Raw genomic sequence first — 16,109 nt, 5'->3', positions numbered from 1 at the left:
CCGGCTCAGGGATTGGGGATGCCGTCGAACTGCTCCGGCACGCTGAGCCAGGTCGCGCGGCCGACCGGCCAGAAGATCGTGAAGGCCCGCCCGACCACCTGGTCCTCCGGGATGGTGGCCTCGGTGATGTCCTCGCCGGACTGCTGCCAGTGCTCCAGCGAGTCTCCGGAGGCTTCCCGGTGGTCACCCATGACCCACAACCGGTCCTTCGGCACCGTGATGTCGAAGTCCTGGTCGGCGGGCTTGTTGCCGGGGAAGATGAACGGCTCGTCGATCGCCTTGCCGTTGATGATCAGCCGCTCCTGCGGCCCGGTGCGGTCGCAGCAGACCACGTGGTCGCCGCCGACCCCGATCACCCGCTTGATGAAGTCCTCGCCGTTCGGGTTGCCGCTCCACTCGGTGGGCGCCTTGAAGACGATCACCTCGCCGCGGTGGGGTGAGCGGAAGTCGTACACCAGCTTGTTGACCAGCACCCGATCGTCGATCTTGAGGGTGTTCTCCATGGACGGGGAGGGGATGAAGAAGGTCTGCAGCACGAAGGCACGAACCAGCACTGCGACCAGGATCGCCACGCCCAGGAGGATGGGCAGCTCCTTCCAGAAGGAGCTGCGCGGCTTCTCGGTCTGCTCGTCAATCACGGGTGGAGCCTACGTCCCCGGCCGTGGCGCAGTCGCCCTGAACGCGCGAGAACGGAGAGCGCGGCCGCGACCGGGAGGATCAGGACGACGCCGCCCACCGGATCGGGGTCCACCGGGGCCGGCCCGGCCGGCGCGGCGTTGGGTTGCGGCAGATCGCCGAAGGTCTCCGGGACAGGCAGGGTGGTCCACCGCTGGGACGGCCAGACGATCATGAAGGCCCGCCCCACCACGTTGTCGATGGGCACCGGACCCTGGCACCGCGCGTCCTGCGAGACCAGCCGGTGGTCGCCCATCACGAAGATCTGCCCCGGCGGCACGACGATCTCGGTGAACTGCCGGGAGCGGCACTCCTTCGGGTTCGGCGGCAGGTCGACCGGAGAGTCCTCGGAGACGTACCCCTGCTCCTCGAGCGGCACGCCGTTGACCACGACGCGGCCCTTGTCGCAGCACCAGACCCGGTCGCCGGGCACACCGATGACCCGCTTGATGAAGTCCTTCTCGCCGGGGCGGCTGATGCCGACCAGGTCGCCGAGGGTACGGCCGACCTTGCCCGCGAAGTTGGTCGGCGGCGCCGGAGCCTCCTGGGCCACCCACCGGTCGGTGCCCCGGAACACGACCACCTCGCCGCGCACCGGGTCGCGGACGTCGTAGACGACCTTGTTGACCAGCACCCGGTCGCCGATGAGCAGGGTGTTCTCCATGGACCCGGACGGGATGAAGAAGGCCTGGAGCAGGAACGTGCGGATCAGGACCGCGAGGCAGAACGCCACGACGAGGAGGAGGGGCAGTTCCTGCCAGAGCGGCATCTGGCGGCGGATGCGCCGCCGTCGGCGCCACGGGTCGACGGTGCCGTCCTCGTCAAGCATCTGCACCATGCCACTCTCCGGTCCGCGGAAACGACACTACCGCCCGGGAGTCTCCAGGGAGACCCCACGGGCGGCAGTGGACCGCTTCGCGCCGTCCGGCTGCGCCCGTACCGACCAGGGTAATGCGATCCCGTCGATACGACATCCGCGCAGCTCGGCGGCGTGGCGAGGGGAAGGTCAGCTCGCCGGCTGCTTCTCGCGCAGCTCCTTGATCTTGGCCTTCTTGCCCCGCAGCTCGCGCAGGTAGTAGAGCTTGGCGCGGCGCACGTCACCGCGGGTCACGACCTCGATCCGGTCGAGCGCCGGGCTGTTCAGCGGGTAGGTGCGCTCCACACCCACGCCGAAGCTGACCTTGCGGACCGAGAAGGTCTCGCGCAGACCGTCACCCTGGCGGCGGATGACGACGCCCTGGAAGATCTGGACCCGGGACCGGTTGCCCTCGACGACCCGCGCGTGCACCTTCACGGTGTCACCGGCGCGGAAGTCGGGCAGGTCAACGCGCTTCGACTGGGCGTCAAGGGCGTCCAGGATGTTCATCGCTGTGTCCTCGTGAGGCTCACGGCGCACCGTCAGTCGGTGCGCGGATGGGTGATTCTGACCCCCGCGTGGTGCCGGCGACGCCGACCCCGGTCGAGGGTCCTCGCAGCCGCCCACGGCGTGGACGGATGCGGCAACCCCTCTACTTTGCCACATCCCCCGCCAGCGGCGGAAATCCACCCCGGTCCAACGCCGCCCGGTCCCGCTTGTCCAGGCTCTCCGGCGGCAGCGCGGCGATCATGTCGGGGCGGCGGGTCGCCGTGCGCAGCAGCGCCTCGTCGCGCCGCCAGCGGGCGATCTTCCCGTGGTCGCCGGAGCGGAGCACCTCGGGCACCTCGTGTCCCCGCCAGGTCGCCGGCTTCGTGTACATGGGGGCCTCCAGCAGCCCGTGGGCGTGCGACTCCTCGTCCAGCGAGCCGGCGTTGCCGAGCACCCCGGGCAGCAGCCGGGTGACCGCCTCCAGGATGACCAGCACGGCGACCTCGCCGCCGAAGAGCACGTAGTCACCCAGGGAGACCTCGGTCACCCGCATCCGGGTCGCGGCGTGGTCGAGCACCCGCTGGTCGATGCCCTCGTAGCGGCCGCAGGCGAAGAGCAGGTGTGACTCGGCGGCCAGCTCGTGCGCCAGGGCCTGGGTGAACGGCACGCCGACCGGCGACGGCACGATCAACCGGGGCAGGGTGTGCCCGTCCGGGCTCAACTCGTCGGGGGCCAGGGCGTCGAGCGCCTCGCCCCACGGCTCCGGCCGCATCACCATGCCGGGACCGCCGCCGTAGGGGGTGTCGTCGACCGTGCGGTGCACGTCGTGGGTCCAGGTCCGCAGATCGTGTACGGCCAGCCGTAGCGTGCCGCTCGCCCGGGCCTTGCCGATCAGCGACAGGTCCAGCGGGGCGAAGTACTCCGGGAAGATCGACACGATGTCGACGCGCATGAGGGGGTGGCTCCAGTCAGAGGTCGAGCAGCCCGCCGGGCAGCTCCACCACCACGCGTCCGCCCGGGACGTCGACCTCGGGCACGATCGCCTTGACGAACGGGATGAGCGCGGTACGCCCGTCGGGGCGCCGCAGCACCAGGAGGTCGGAGGCGGGGGCGTGGTCGATGCGGGCCACCTCGCCCAGCCGCTCGCCGTCGCGGGTCACCACGGCCAGGCCGACCAGCTGGTGGTCGAGGAACTCCTCCGGGTCGGCGGGCGGGGCGACGTCGGCGCTGTCCACGCCGAGCAGGGTGCCGCGCAGCGCCTCGGCGACGTCGCGGTCCAGCACGCCCTCGAAGGTGACCAGCAGCCGCCCCTGGTGCCAGCGGGTGGCCTCGATGGTCAGCTTGTCCGGCACCCGGTAGGCGCCGGGCTCCGGAGGCGCGACCGCGCCAGGGTCGGTGACCAGCACCGACCCTGGCGCGAAACGTGCTTCGGGCTCATCGGTCCGCACCTCCACGGTGACCTCACCGCGGATGCCGTGCGGCTTGCCGATTCGGCCGACGATGAGAAGCATCAGTACGAGTCGACGATGTCGACGCGCACCCCGCGCCCACCGATGGAGCCGATCACCTGGCGCAGCGCCTTGGCGGTCCGGCCGGACCGCCCGATCACCGTGCCGAGGTCCTCCGGGTGCACACGGACCTCGAGCCGCTTGCCCCGACGGGAGTCGACCATGCGCACCCGGACGTCGTCCGGGTGGTCGACGATCCCCTTGACCAGGTGCTCCAGGGCGGGACGCAGCGCCATGTCAGGCCTGCTCGCCGGACTCGGCACCGGTCTGCTCCTCGGCCTTCGGCGCCTCGGCCTCGGCGGCCGGGGCCTGGGCCTTGGCGGCCTTCTTGGCCGGGGCCGGGGTGTCGGCCACGCCGGCGGCGGCCTTCGCCTCGGCCTCGTACGCCGCCTTGCGGTCGGCCCGCTCGGCGGCGACCTTCAGCGGCGGCGGGGCCGGCAGGCCCTTGAACTTCTGCCAGTCACCGGTCAGCTCCAGCAGGCGCTGCACGGCCTCGCTCGGCTGCGCGCCGACGGACAGCCAGTACTGGACCCGCTCCGACTTGACCTCGATCACCGAAGGGTCCTCCTTCGGCTGGTACACACCGACGAACTCGATCGCGCGACCGTCACGCTTGGTGCGCGAGTCGGCGACGACGATGCGGTACTGCGGGTTGCGGATCTTGCCCATCCGCAGGAGCCGGATCTTTACGGCCACAGTTGTTTCGCTCCTGTTGCGATCTCACCGGCCCGGTGCGGGCGGTGTGGCGGGTGAGCGCCGACCGGCACAGTGGGGTTGGGCCGGAGACTGCTCGGTTAACTGGCGACGCGCCCGGGTTAGAGGGCGCCGGACGCGCGCCGGATACCAGCGACCCATTCTGCCATGTCCGGCCCCGATCTCTCACACCGGACCCGGACAGCTCACCCGGGTCGCCCGCGACGGTGACGAACGACACGGGCTCAGCGCACCGGCGGGCGGTCCCAGCCGGATGGCAGTTCGTCCGGTACGTCCCAATCGGCGGGCGGGGTGAAGTCGCACCAGGTGCCGTCGAACGGGAACTCACCGGCCTCGGCGATCCGGATCACCCGCTCCCCCTCGGCCCGCACCGCCTTCTCGTCCGGCACCCAGTAGTGCTCGGGGAAGGCGAGGCGCTCGACGAACTCGTCCTCGTCCTTCCACTCCCAGCTCAGGTCGGGGTGGACCACCACGTCGAGATCCTGGTCGACCATGTCGACCCCGGCCACCGCGCCGTCGTCCCAGCGGACGCCGGGCTCCTCCAGGTTCACGTACCAGTTCTGGAAGTTGTCCCGGGCGTCGCGGAACCACCAGACCGAGTGGGCCGCGCCCCTGGGCAGGAACTTCAGCACCGGCGGGCCGCTCCAGCGCCCCTCGGCGAGCCGGTAGGACGAGGTGATCCACTCGGCGAAGGGCACGGCCCGCATGCCCAGGCCCGCCTCGGTCACCTCGTGCGCCACCGGGCTGTTCCGGGCCACCCAGAGCAGCAGGCCCCGGTCGTCGTCGCAGACCACGCGGGCCGCCCGGACCCAGCCGAGCCGGCCGTGCCGCACGTTGCGGTGCAGAATCAGCCGACCCGGCGCAAACCGGTCGGCCGGACCGTCCGGCCGCACCTCAGTAGGCGCGGGCCAGGACGGCGACCAGGTCGGGCTCGTCCTCCGAGTCCGGCACCGAGCCGTCGGCCCGCAGCAGGCACCGGACGGTGACGCCCTGACCGTTCGCCTCGGCCTCGCCCTCGACACCGACCGCCGACCACGGCACCTTGGCCCAGCCGGTGGCGGCCGCCTCGATGGCCTCGGCCAGCGTGCCGACCTCGACCGTGCGGGACCGCCGGAACGCCAGCGCCTGGTCGTGCAGCGCCTGCTGGTCCGCCTCGAGCGCGGCGAGCACCGCGCCCACCACGTCCGCCACCGGGACCGGCGCCTTCGACCCGTCCGTACGCCGGACCACGACCGCGTTGCCGGCGGCCAGGTCGCGGGGGCCGACCTCGACGCGCACCGGGTAGCCGCGCAGCTCGGCGTCGACCGCGCGGCGGCCGAACGCCGTGTCGGTCCGGTCGTCGAGCGCGACCCGGACCCCGGCGTCGCGCAGGGCGTCGCGGAGCTTGGCCGCCGCCTCGCCCACACCGTCGCCGTCCTTGACGACCATCACGTACGCCTGGACCGGCGCCAGCTTCGGCGGCACCCGCAGGCCGTTGTCGTCGCCGTGGCACATGATCAGGCCGCCGAGCATCCGGGTCGAAGTGCCCCAGGAGGTCGTCCAGGCGTGCTCCCGGCCGCCCTCGGCGGAGGAGTAGCTGATGTCGAACGCCTTGGCGAAGTTCTGGCCCAGCTCGTGGCTGGTGCCCAGCTGGAGCGCCTTGCCGTCGCCCATCATGCCTTCGCAGGTGTAGGTGGCGGTCGCGCCGGCGAAGCGCTCGCGGGCGGTCTTCAGGCCGACCACCACCGGGATGCCGAGCACGTTGACCATGAGGTCCTCGTACGCCTCGTGCAGGATCCGGCGCGCGTAGGCCCGGGCGTCCTCGCGGGTCGCGTGCGCGGTGTGCCCCTCCTGCCAGAGGAACTCGCTGGTACGCAGGAAGATCCGGGGACGCAGCTCCCAGCGGACCACGTTGGCCCACTGGTTGAGCAGCAGCGGCAGGTCCCGGTAGGAGTCGATCCACTTGGCCATGAACTCGCCGATCACCGTCTCGCTGGTGGGGCGCACCACCACCGGCTCGGCGAGCTGCTTGCCACCACCGTGGGTGACCACCGCCAGCTCCGGCGAGAAGCCCTCGACGTGCTCGGCCTCGCGCTTGAGGTAGCTCTCGGGGATGAAGAGCGGGAAGTACGCGTTCTCCGCGCCGGCCGCCTTGATCCGGGCGTCCATCTCGGCCTGCATCCGCTCCCAGATGGCGTAGCCCGCCGGTCGGATGACCATGGTGCCCCGCACCGGGCCGTTGTCGGCCAGCTTCGCCTTGGCGATCAGGTCCTGGTACCAGCGGGGAAAGTCCTCCGCACGGGGAGTGAGCACGCGTGCCATGACCGCACATCCTATGCGCCGGGCGGGCCACCGCTGCGCCCGGGAGTCGGTGGCCGCCGTGTCGCACCGCCCGGCCGTAGACTTCGACGGCGATGGGTGAGCTTCCAGACGGCGCCGCCGGGCCGGCGCGCGACGGTTCCGGGTCGCGGCGCGGGACCGGACGCGCCGAGCCGGAGCTGTCGAACCGGCTGCGGGACGCGATCGTCGCCGCCGCCCGCGCGCAGACGATCGCCGCGGGCTGGGACGGCGTGCGGATGGGCGGGGTGGCGCAGGCCGCCGGGGTGAGCCGGCAGACCGTCTACAACGAGTTCGGCAGCAAGGCCGGCCTGGCCGAGGCGCTCGCCCGGCGCGAGGTGGACCGGTTCGTCGGCGAGGTCCGCGCGGCCCTCGACGCGCACGGCGGCGACGTGCGCGCCGCCGCGTACGCGGCCATCCGGCACACCCTCGCCGCCGCCGCGGACAACCCCCTCGTGAAGGCGATCCTGACCAGCGCCCGGGGCGGCTCCGACGAGCTGCTGCCCTACCTGACCACCCGGTCCGAGCTGATCCTGGCCGAGTCGTCCGCCGCCCTGCTGGAGTGGGCCGGCCGGCACCTGCCGGAGGGCGACCCGGTGGCCCTGGCGTTCGCCGCCGACACCATCGTCCGCCTGACGGTCAGCCACATCGTCCTGCCCGGGGCGCCCGTCGACGACACCGCCGACCAGCTCGCCGACCTGGCCCTCCACCTCTTCCACACGGCCGCCACCACCCCACCGCCGGGTTGATCAAGAAGTTTGCGTCGGGTACGGGCCGTCCGCTGACGCAAACCTCTTGATCAACGGGGCGAGGGGAGGACGCGGCCGCGGAGGATGATGCGGGACGGGGTGCGGACCACGCGCAGGTCCCGGCGGGGGTCCTCGGAATAGACGGTGAGGTCGGCCAGGCCGCCCTCGACCAGGCCGGGAAAGCCGAGCCACTCCCGGGCCCGCCAGGAGGCGGCGGCGAGCACGTCCTCGGCGGACATGCCGGCCTGCTCGTGCAGGAGCAGCATCTCCTCGGCGGCCAGCCCGTGGTCGATGCCGCCGCCCGCGTCGGTGCCCACGTAGATCGGCACCCCCGCCTCGTGCGCGGCGCGCACCACCTCGGGGAAGCGGTCGCGCAGGGCGAGCATGTGGTCGGCGTACCCGGGGAACTTCCCGCGGGCCTGCTCCGCGATGTGGCCGAAGGTCCGGATATTGATCATGGTGGGAACCAGCGCGGTGCCCTGCCGGGCCATCAGGTCGATGAGGTCGAGGCTGAGGCCGGTGCCGTGCTCCACCGAGTCCACCCCGGCCCGCACCATGATCTCCACGGCCGACTCGGAGAAGGTGTGCACGGCCGCGCGTGCCCCCGCGGCGTGCGCGGCGGCGACCGCCGCGGTCATCGTCTCGGCGTCCCAGGCCGGCGCCAGGTCGCCCACCCCGCGGTCGATCCAGTCGCCGACCAGCTTCACCCAGCCGTTGCCGGCGGCCGCCTGCGCGGCCACCGTCGCGGCCACCTCGGCCGCGCCGACCTCGACCCCGATGTCACGCAGGTAGCGCTTCGGCGGGGCGACGTGCCGGCCGGCGCGGGCCAGTCGCGGCAGGTCCGGCTCGTCGTCGAGTTCCGGGTACGGGTATGGGGAGCCGGCGTCGCGGATGGCCAGCACGCCGGCGTCCCGGTCGGTGCGGGCCAGCTCGCGAGCCTGGTCGAGAGTGGTGATCGGGGCGCCGCCGCGGGCGATGCCGATGTGGCAGTGGGCGTCGGTCAGGCCGGGCAGCACGAAACCGCCGTCGGCGACCGTCTCGGCGCCGGGCACCGGTTCGAAGGTGACCCGGTCGCCGACCAGCCACACGTCCCGGACCTCGTCGTCGGGCAGGAGCACACCGCGCACATGCAGAGCCATGTGCACAGTCCTACCCGATCACGTCCGCCAACGTGTGACGAGCCCGCCCCGGTACGCGGACGGCCCCGCCCCCAGGGGTGGGGACGGGGCCGTCGGCACGTGGGTCAGCGGGGACCCTTGTCACCGCCCTTGCCGAGCTTGTTGAAGTCGATCTTCGGCAGCTTGAAGCCCGGCGGCAGGCCCTGACCGCCGGCCAGGTCGCCCGGGTCGAGGCCCGGCGGGAGCTGCGGCATGCCGCCCGGGAAGCCGCCCGGCACCCCGGCGCCGGTGCGCGGACGCCCGCCGCCCTTGGTGCCCTTGCGCTTGTTCTTCGGCGACTTCGTCGCCTTGCGCCGGCCGCCACCGGGCAGGCCCATCATGCCGCCCATCTGCTTCATCATCTTCTGCGCGTCGGCGAAGCGGTTGAGCAGCTGGTTGACGTCCATGACGGTGACGCCGGAGCCGTTGGCGATGCGGGCCCGGCGGGAGCCGTTGATGATCTTCGGGGTGGTGCGCTCGGCCGGAGTCATCGACCGGATGATCGCGGTGACCCGGTCGAAGTGCTTGTCGTCCAGCTCGGCCAGCTGGTCCTTCATCTGCCCCATGCCCGGCATCATGGCCAGCACGTTGGCGATCGGGCCCATCCGCCGGACCGCGATGAGCTGATCGAGGAAGTCCTCCAGGGTGAACTGCTCGCCGCCCATCAGCTTGGCGGTCATCTTCTCCTTCTGATCGGCGTCGAAGGCCTGCTCGGCCTGCTCGATCAGAGTGAGGACGTCGCCCATGCCGAGGATCCGGCTGGCCATCCGGTCGGGGTGGAAGACGTCGAAGTCCTCCAGCTTCTCGCCGGTGGAGGCGAACAGGATCGGCTGCCCGGTGACCTCCCGGACCGACAGCGCGGCGCCACCGCGGGCGTCACCGTCGAGCTTGGAGAGGACCACACCGGTGATGCCCACGCCGTCGCGGAACGCCTCGGCCGTGCGGACCGCGTCCTGACCGACCATCGCGTCGATGACGAAGATGACCTCGTCGGGCTGGACCGCGTCGCGGATGTCCGCGGCCTGCTGCATCATCTCGGCGTCGATGCCCAGCCGGCCGGCGGTGTCGACGATGACGATGTCGCGGGCGGCCCGCTTGGCGTGCTCGATCGAGTCGCGCGCGACCTGCACCGGGTTGCCGACGCCGTTGCCGGGCTCCGGGGCGTACACCTCGACGCCGGCCCGGCCGCCGAGCACCTGGAGCTGCCCGACGGCGTTGGGGCGCTGGAGGTCGGCGGCGACCAGCAGCGGCTGGTGGCCCTGGGCCTTGAGCCAGCGGGCCAGCTTGCCGGCGAGGGTGGTCTTACCGGAACCCTGGAGGCCGGCCAGCATGATCACGGTCGGGGGGTGCTTGGCGAACTGGAGCCGCCGCCCCTCGCCGCCGAGGACTTTGATCAGCTCCTCGTTGACGATCTTGACGATCTGCTGGGCCGGGTTGAGCGCCTGGGAGACCTCGGCGCTGCGCGCCCGCTCCTTGACGTTCGCGATGAAGCCCTTGACCACCGGCAGGGCGACGTCGGCCTCCAGCAGCGCCATGCGGATCTCGCGCGCGGTGGCGTCGATGTCGGCGTCGGTGAGCCGACCCTTGCCGCGGAGCTTGGTGAAGATCCCGGACAGGCGGTCACTCAAGGTGTCAAACACGCGAACATCCCGTTTGTCGGTTTGGCGAGCACAGTCGGCCGGCACGCACACGTCCGGCTACCCGCAAGGGTAACGGTCCCGCCTCCGCACTGCTTCCCGCCGGCCCGACCCCCACCAGGAGATCACCACGGCCCGCGCGGCCGGGCGATCACGATGCGACCAGGCCCGACTGGTACGCGAAGACCACCAACTGGGCCCGGTCGCGGGCGCCGAGCTTCACCATGGCGCGGCTCACGTGGGTCCGCGCGGTGGCCGGGCTGACCACCAGCCGCTCGGCGATCTCGACGTTGCTCAGCCCCTCGCCGACCAGCCCCACCACCTCACGTTCCCGGTCGGTCAGCGTGCCGAGCCGGGGGTGCGGGCGGGGCACCCGGGCCGGCCGGGTGGCGAACTCCCGGACCACCCGCCGGGTCACCGACGGGGAGAGCAGTGCCTCCCCCTCGGCGACCAGCCGGACGGCCCGCAGCAGCTCCGCCGGGCGGGTGTCCTTGGTGAGGAAGCCGCTGGCGCCGTGCCGGAGCGCGTCGAAGACGTACTCGTCCAGCTCGAAGGTGGTCAGCACGACCACCCGGGTGCCGCCCAGCGCGGGGTCGGCGACGATCCGGCGGGTCGCCTCGATGCCGTCGACGCCGGGCATCCGGACGTCCATGAGCACCACGTCGGGGCGTTCCCGGCGGGCCGCCTCGACGGCGGCGAGCCCGTCGGCGGCCTCCCCGACCACCGTGAGGTCGTCCTCGCTCTCGATGAGGGCACGCAGCCCGATCCGGACCAGGTCCTGGTCGTCGGCGAGCAGCACGCGGATCATGCGACCTCCTCCACGGGCAGTGTGGCGGACACCCGGAACCCGCCGGTGGAGGCCGGGCCGGCGGCGAACGAGCCGCCCAGCGCCGTGACCCGCTCCCGCATGCCGGCCAGCCCGTAGCCGGGCCGGTCCGCCGGGGCGCCCGGGCCGCGGCCGGTGTCGGTCACCTCGACGGCGACCTCGGTGGGCGCGTACCGGATGCGGACCGTGGCGGTGGCCGGCCCGGCGTGCCGCAGCACGTTGGTCAGCGCCTCCTGCACGACCCGGTACGCGGCCAGGTCCACGGCAACCGGGAGCGGGCGCGGCGGCCCCTCTACCTCGACGGTGACCGGCAGCCCGGCGCCGGCCAACCGCTCGCGCAACTGCGGGAGCTGGGCCAGCCCGGGCGCGGGCGCGCGCTCGTCGGCCGCCTCGTCGCGGCGGACCACGGTCAGCGTCACCCGCAACTCGTCGAGCGCCTCCTTGCTGGTGCGGCTGATCGCGGTGAGCGCCGCCTCGGCCTGCTCGGGCTTGCGGGCCAGCAGGTGCAGGGCGACCTCGGCCTGGAGGTGGATGGCGGCGAGCCCGTGGCCGACCACGTCGTGCACCTCCCGCGCGACCCGCAGCCGCTCGGCGTCGGCCAGCCGGCGCGCCTCGTCGGTGCGGTTGCGTGCCGCGTTCTCCCGGCCCAGCCGCACCGTGACCCCCACGGCGAACGGCACCACCACCCAGGCGGCGGCCGGCATGAGCCCGACCAGGCCGGGTGGGTGCGCCCCGACGAAGACGTGCGTGAGCAGCACGAGCAGCGCCACCCCGGCGGCCGCCGCCGCGATCCGCACCGGCCGGTACGCGGCGACCGTGTAGATCGCGACGAAGAAGGACAGCAGGATCGGGCCGTAGGGGTAGCCGAGCACCAGGTACGCGGTGCTCGCGGCGGTGACCACGGCCAGGGCGGCCAGCGGCCAGCGCCGGCGGACGGCCACCGCGAGGGCGGCCACCACGACCAGCGGGTAGGCGGCCGGCCCGATGCCCACGCCCTGGTTGAGGCCGGCCGGCGCGGTGCCGGCCAGCCCGATCGCCAGCAGGGCCAGGGCGACGAGGCCGTCCAGGAGCCAGGGGCCCCGGTTGCCACGCTCGCGGTCCACGTCCCCTCCCCCACCCCGCCTCAGCCGATGTCCCGCCGGCGCAGCAGCACCGCGCCGACCGCCGCGAACCCGATCAGGTACGCGGCCACCACCACGGCCGCCTGCCCGCCACCGACGGTGGCCGCCACCCCGGGGGTGTCTCCCGGCGCGCCCAGCGCGGCGGCCAGCGAGCCGGCGTTCGGCCCGGGCAGCCCCTCCTGGGCCTTGGCCACCCAGTCGACCAGCGGCGCGGCGATCGCGGCGAGCAGGTTCTGCACCGCGAGCATCCACACCAGGCCCAGCCCGACCGGCAGCGCCACGGCCCGAAGCGCGACGGCGAGCACGGCACCGAGCATGGCCCACATCGTCGCGATGAGCCACCCCGCGCCGATCCCGGTGAGCAGGTCACCGGCCGACGGCCAGGTCACCGGCTGCGCCTCGGCGGACGCGATGAGCACGCTGGCCACCGCGCCGACCGCGAAGACGGCCAGCACCACGGCCAGCGCGGCGGCGGCGAGGGCGAGCAGCTTGCCCGCGTACACCTCCAGGCGGGTCGGGCCCTGGGTGAGCACGGTCTTCCAGGTGCCCCAGCCGTACTCGCCGCCGACGGTGAGCACACCGAGGATCAGCAGGATCGAGCCGAGGAAGACCGGCAGCCCGCCGAGGGAGTTGCCGACCAGCTGGTCGGGGAGCAGGGCGGGCAGCGCCCGGCCGGTGTTCGGCCCGTCGGTGCCGCCCGCGATGCCGGCGTACGGGAAGACGTAGGTGAAGATCAGTGCGAGCACCAGCGTGATGGCCAGCAGCAGCCAGCTGGCGGGCCGCCGGACGAGCTTGACCGTCTCGGCGCGGAAGCTACGCGACATCGGCCGTTCCCTTCTCCACGAGGTCGAAGAAGACCTGTTCCAGGTCCCGTTCCCGGGGGCGCAGCTCGCGCACGGCGAGCCCGGCCCCGACCAGTTCGGTGTTGAGCCAGGCGGCCCGCTCCGGCTCGACGGCCAGCTCCAGCCCGCCGTCGACCACCCGCACCCGCTCGGCCCCGACCAGGTCCCGGGCCCGGGCGGCCGCGGCGTCCAGCGGGTCGGCGAGCAGCCGCAGCCCGGCCGCCCCGCGCAGCTCGGCCACGCTGCCCTCGGCGACCAGCCGGCCCCGGGCGATCACCCCGACCCGGTCGCAGACCTGCTCGACCTCGCCGAGCAGGTGGCTGGAGACCAGCACCGTGCAGCCGGCCGCGCCGAGCCGGCGGATCAGCGTGCGCATGTCCGCCATGCCGGCCGGGTCGAGCCCGTTGGTCGGCTCGTCCAGGATCAGCAGGCGGGGGTCCTTCAGCAGCGCGGCGGCCACCCCGAGCCGCTGCTTCATGCCCAACGAGTAGCCGGCGTAGCGGTCGCCGGCCCGGTCGGTCAGGTCGACCAGGTCGAGCACGAGCGCGACCCGGTCGGCGCCGACCCCGGCGTAGCGGGCCAGCACCCGCAGGTTGTCCCGGCCGGAGAGGTACGGGTAGAAGGCCGGCCCCTCGATCAGCGCACCGACGCCGGTGAGCCGGCCCGCGGCGGGCGGCCGGCCGAGCAGCCGTACCGTGCCGGCGGTGGGCCGGACCAGCCCGAGCAGCATGCGCAGGGTGGTGGTCTTGCCGGCGCCGTTGGGGCCGAGGAAGCCGTACACCTCGCCGGCCCGGACGGTCAGGTTGAGGTCCTGCACGGCGGTCAGGCCGCCGTACCGTTTGGTGAGCCCTTCGGTCTGCACTGGCAGGTTCATGCCACCGAGCGTCCCGCCGGACGGCCCCCGGCACGTCGCCCCGCGAGCGGCTCCGCGCCTACGTCACCGGACGTACTCAGACGGCGGCGAGCACGGCGGCCTCGACGCGGGCCCGGTCGGCGTCGGGCGGCCAGCCGCCGACCAGGTAGAACGCGTCCACCACGTCGCCGCCGAGGGTGGAGATCCGGGCGGCCCGCACCTGGGCGCCGGCCTCGTCGAGGGCGCAGGTGACCCGGTAGAGCAGCCCGGCCGCGTCGGCCGCACGCAGCTCCAGCAGCACCGCGTCGGTGGCCGCCTCGCGGTGCCACACCACCCGGGGCGCGGCGCCCTGGCCGCGCGCGGCGAGGGCCCGGCCGCGCAGCCGCTGGGTGACCGAGACGTCGCCGCTGACCGCGCGGCGCAGGTCGGCGCTGAGCGCGATGGGGTCGGGGGCCAGGCCGTAGCGCGGCTGCACCCGGCACTGCACCAGGGCCCGGCCGTCGACGGTGGCGGCGTCCGCGGAGATGACCTCCAGCCGGTGCAGGGCCAGGCAGCCGGCCACCGTGGCGAGCAGCCCCCGCCGGTCCGCTGCGGCCACCGACACCCGGTCCTCCCCCAGGTGTACGACGGGCAGCGGCCCGGCGACCAGCGCCGGGTCGGGGGCCGGCGGGGCGGGCACCACGCCGGTGTCCAGGGCGGTCCGCACCCGGGCGACGAGTTCGGCGATCAGCCGGCCCTTCCACTCCGACCACGCGGCCGGCCCGGTCGCCGCCGCGTCGGCCCGGACCAGGCCGTGCAGCAGGTCCAGGGTGGTGGTGTCGCCGACCCGCTCGGCGACACCGGCGACGGTCTTCGGGTCGGAGAGGTCGCGCCGGGTGGCCACGTCGGGCAGCAGCAGGTGCAGCCGGACCAGCCGGCCGATGAGCGCCACCTCGTCGTCGGGCAGGCCGATCCGGGCGGCCACCGCCTCCGCCAGGGGTGCGCCCACGGTGCTGTGGTCGCCCGGCAGTCCCTTGCCGATGTCGTGCAGGAACGCGCCGAGCAGCAGCAGGTCGGGCCGGTCCACGTCGCGGGTGTGCCGGCTCGCCTCGTACGCGGCCTGCACGAGGTGCCGGTCGAGGGTGAACCGGTGCACCGGGTTGTGCTGGGGCAGGCTGCGCAGCCGGGTCCACTCGGGCAGCCAGCCGTCGATCAGGCCGTACCGGTCGCAGGTCTCCCAGGCGGGCACCAGACCGGGACCGGCGCCGAGCAGGGTGATGAGCGCGGCCCGGGCGGCCGGCGGCCAGGGCGCGGGCAGCGGCGGGCAGTACGCGGCCAGCCACTCGCAGGTGGCCCGGGCGATGGGCAGCCGGGTGGTGGCCGCCGCGGCGGCGACCCGCAGCGACAGGCTGGGGTCGGGGCGGGCGCCGATGGCCGTGCGGGCGAGCACCAGCTCGCCGTCCTGCTCGACCACGTCCCGGGCGACCGGGCGGCGCAGGGGCCGGCCGGCGGCGCCGCGGTGCCGGCCGGCGCGGAGCCGGTCGGCGGCCCGCCAGGCGTCGTCGAGGGCGTGGCTGACGGTCCGCGCGTCCCCGGCCACCCGGCGCAACAGTGCATCACCGTCGTCCAGTCCGAGCAGCTTCGCGACGCCGTCGCGTTCCTGGGCGACCAGCCGGTCGACCCGGCGGCCAACCTGCTGGTGCAGGGCGTCGCGGGTGTCCAGGAGCCGCCGGTGGGCGGCGTGCACGGCGGGGCGGAGGGCGTCGGTGACGCCGGCGGTGGCGATGGCCCGGAGGAGGCCGACGTCGCGCAGCCCGCCGGCGGCCTCCTTGAGGTCGCCTTCGAGCAGGAAGGCCAGCTCGCCGTGGGCCTCCCAGCGGGCGCTGGTGATCTCCCGCAGCCGCGGGAGCTGCCGGACGGCGGTGCGCCGCCAGTGGTCGGCGGCGGTGCGGACGAGCTGGTCGGCCAGCACCGGGTCGCCGGCCACGTGGCGGGCGTCGAGCAGGCCGAGGGCAACCTTGACGTCGTCCTGGGCCACCGAGAGCGCCTCGGCGACGGTGCGCACCGAGTGGTCGAGGCGCAGCCCGGCGTCCCAGATCGGATACCAGAGCGAGGCGGCCAGCTCGTCGGTGCCGGGCACCCCGGCGTGCAGCAGCAGGAGGTCGAGGTCGCCATGCGGCGCACACTGCCGCCGTCCCAGCCCGCCGACCGCGATCAGCGCGATCCCCTCCCGCGCCGGGAAGATCCCGCGCAGCCAGGCGTCCAGGGCGTCGGCGCGGGCCGCGCGGGCCTCCGCGCCGATCCCCCCGGGTACGCCGGCGACCTCGTTGACCACGGGCGGGCCGTCCCCGGTGGGGCCGGTCGTCGTGGTCAACGAGGTCATCGGG

Annotated in this window: 16 protein-coding genes and 1 pseudogene; 1 reads left to right on the top strand and 16 read right to left on the bottom strand. The window is 74.0% G+C overall.

What is annotated here, in order from left to right; translation table 11 throughout:
* Window positions 1-5: 5 nt before the first annotated feature.
* The 9 genes and pseudogenes from lepB (GCE86_RS01115) to proS form a co-directional block, all read right to left on the bottom strand.
* Window positions 6-638, bottom strand: a complete 633-nt coding sequence (gene lepB, locus GCE86_RS01115; RefSeq protein WP_154225169.1) for a signal peptidase I — start codon at window positions 636-638, stop codon at window positions 6-8.
* A gap of 9 nt (window positions 639-647) precedes the next feature.
* A pseudogene (lepB, locus tag GCE86_RS01110) lies at window positions 648-1,513 on the bottom strand (signal peptidase I).
* 168 nt (window positions 1,514-1,681) lie between these two features.
* On the bottom strand, window positions 1,682-2,041 hold the full coding sequence (gene rplS, locus GCE86_RS01105) for a 50S ribosomal protein L19 (RefSeq protein ID WP_107077631.1): 360 nt from the start codon (window positions 2,039-2,041) through the stop codon (window positions 1,682-1,684).
* 142 nt (window positions 2,042-2,183) lie between these two features.
* On the bottom strand, window positions 2,184-2,972 hold the full coding sequence (gene trmD / locus GCE86_RS01100) for a tRNA (guanosine(37)-N1)-methyltransferase TrmD (protein ID WP_154225167.1): 789 nt from the start codon (window positions 2,970-2,972) through the stop codon (window positions 2,184-2,186).
* 16 nt (window positions 2,973-2,988) lie between these two features.
* A complete protein-coding gene (gene rimM / locus GCE86_RS01095) occupies window positions 2,989-3,531 on the bottom strand; it encodes a ribosome maturation factor RimM (protein ID WP_154225166.1) in 543 nt (180 codons plus the stop codon).
* Window positions 3,531-3,791, bottom strand: a complete 261-nt coding sequence (locus GCE86_RS01090) for an RNA-binding protein (RefSeq protein WP_030500803.1) — start codon at window positions 3,789-3,791, stop codon at window positions 3,531-3,533. The genes rimM and GCE86_RS01090 overlap by 1 nt, the downstream gene beginning before the upstream one ends.
* Window positions 3,766-4,224, bottom strand: a complete 459-nt coding sequence (gene rpsP / locus GCE86_RS01085; RefSeq protein WP_091268710.1) for a 30S ribosomal protein S16 — start codon at window positions 4,222-4,224, stop codon at window positions 3,766-3,768. The genes GCE86_RS01090 and rpsP overlap by 26 nt, the downstream gene beginning before the upstream one ends.
* Before the next feature lie 242 nt (window positions 4,225-4,466).
* Entirely contained in the window at window positions 4,467-5,135 is a 669-nt protein-coding gene (locus GCE86_RS01080; RefSeq protein WP_280116433.1) for a ribonuclease FAU-1 family protein, read from the bottom strand.
* Window position 5,136: 1 nt separating this feature from the next.
* Window positions 5,137-6,543 carry a proline--tRNA ligase gene (gene proS / locus GCE86_RS01075; protein ID WP_154225165.1) on the bottom strand — a complete coding sequence of 469 codons (1,407 nt, stop codon included), beginning with the start codon at window positions 6,541-6,543 and terminating at the stop codon, window positions 5,137-5,139.
* Window positions 6,544-6,635: 92 nt separating this feature from the next.
* On the opposite strand from proS, the gene GCE86_RS01070 reads away from it, so the two are divergent.
* Window positions 6,636-7,307: a TetR/AcrR family transcriptional regulator gene (locus tag GCE86_RS01070; RefSeq protein WP_154225164.1), complete on the top strand. Its 672-nt coding sequence runs from the start codon at window positions 6,636-6,638 to the stop codon at window positions 7,305-7,307.
* A 50-nt stretch (window positions 7,308-7,357) separates the two neighbouring features.
* Here the strand turns inward: GCE86_RS01070 and GCE86_RS01065 are convergent, their stop codons facing one another.
* The 7 genes from GCE86_RS01065 to GCE86_RS01035 form a co-directional block, all read right to left on the bottom strand.
* A complete protein-coding gene (locus tag GCE86_RS01065) occupies window positions 7,358-8,446 on the bottom strand; it encodes an amidohydrolase family protein (protein WP_154225163.1) in 1,089 nt (362 codons plus the stop codon).
* A 104-nt stretch (window positions 8,447-8,550) separates the two neighbouring features.
* A complete protein-coding gene (ffh, locus tag GCE86_RS01060; RefSeq protein ID WP_154225162.1) occupies window positions 8,551-10,104 on the bottom strand; it encodes a signal recognition particle protein in 1,554 nt (517 codons plus the stop codon).
* A gap of 148 nt (window positions 10,105-10,252) precedes the next feature.
* The gene (locus GCE86_RS01055; protein ID WP_091268723.1) at window positions 10,253-10,909 is read right to left on the bottom strand and encodes a response regulator transcription factor; all 657 of its coding nucleotides are present in this window, start codon (window positions 10,907-10,909) and stop codon (window positions 10,253-10,255) included.
* Window positions 10,906-12,030: a sensor histidine kinase gene (locus GCE86_RS01050; protein ID WP_154225161.1), complete on the bottom strand. Its 1,125-nt coding sequence runs from the start codon at window positions 12,028-12,030 to the stop codon at window positions 10,906-10,908. Before GCE86_RS01050 ends, GCE86_RS01055 begins: the two co-directional genes overlap by 4 nt.
* A gap of 20 nt (window positions 12,031-12,050) precedes the next feature.
* Entirely contained in the window at window positions 12,051-12,872 is an 822-nt protein-coding gene (locus tag GCE86_RS01045; protein WP_154225160.1) for an ABC transporter permease, read from the bottom strand.
* Window positions 12,862-13,764: an ABC transporter ATP-binding protein gene (locus GCE86_RS01040; RefSeq protein ID WP_154225159.1), complete on the bottom strand. Its 903-nt coding sequence runs from the start codon at window positions 13,762-13,764 to the stop codon at window positions 12,862-12,864. The genes GCE86_RS01045 and GCE86_RS01040 overlap by 11 nt, the downstream gene beginning before the upstream one ends.
* Before the next feature lie 76 nt (window positions 13,765-13,840).
* Window positions 13,841-16,105 (bottom strand): [protein-PII] uridylyltransferase, encoded by a 2,265-nt coding sequence (locus GCE86_RS01035; RefSeq protein WP_154225158.1) that lies wholly within the window; start codon window positions 16,103-16,105, stop codon window positions 13,841-13,843.
* Between the last annotated feature and the right edge of the window lie 4 nt (window positions 16,106-16,109).

It is taken from the genome of Micromonospora terminaliae, assembly GCF_009671205.1.
GTDB lineage: Bacteria > Actinomycetota > Actinomycetes > Mycobacteriales > Micromonosporaceae > Micromonospora > Micromonospora terminaliae.
Note: the sequence above shows the minus strand (reverse complement) of the source record. Positions and strands in the feature narration are given on the sequence as shown.